This window comes from Vibrio sp. 2130-1 (assembly GCF_033339515.1).
This window is the reverse complement of record NZ_JAWOUT010000694.1, coordinates 1-526: the sequence shown is the minus strand read 5'-3', so window position 1 is coordinate 526 and position 526 is coordinate 1. Positions and strand designations below refer to the sequence as shown.

Genomic DNA, 526 nt, shown 5'->3' with positions numbered 1-526 from the left:
AGTGGCCTGCACGCCAAGTGGCTTGGTGGATTAACGGCAAAAAAGACGAAGGCCTGCGCCCAGCACATATCGATGCTTACCACGATCCTGTGACCAAAACCTACTTGCAGCTATACACCGCTTATCAAGAAGCGTGTGACCGTGCAGGTCTGGTCGACTTTGCAGAAATTCTGCTTCGCGCTCATGAGCTACTGCGCGATAACAAGTTTGTCCGCGAGCACTACCAGGCACGCTTTAAACACATTCTGGTTGACGAGTTCCAAGACACCAACAATATCCAATACGCTTGGCTACGCATGATGACGGGGCCTGAGTGTCATGTGATGATCGTGGGTGACGACGATCAATCTATCTACGGTTGGCGCGGGGCAAAAGTGGAGAACATCGAGAAATTCACGCTCGAATTTCCAAGCGTTAACACCATCCGCCTTGAGCAAAACTACCGTTCGACCAAAACCATTCTCGACGCGTCAAACGCACTCATCGCCAACAACACAGAGCGATTGGGCAAAGAGCTGTGGACCGA

Annotated in this window: 1 protein-coding gene; it reads left to right on the top strand. The window is 51.5% G+C overall.

Annotated features, from left to right (window positions below; translation table 11 throughout):
• Window positions 1–526 (top strand): UvrD-helicase domain-containing protein (locus tag R7Q09_RS28190; protein ID WP_318144214.1); only part of this gene is annotated, 526 nt, incomplete at both ends.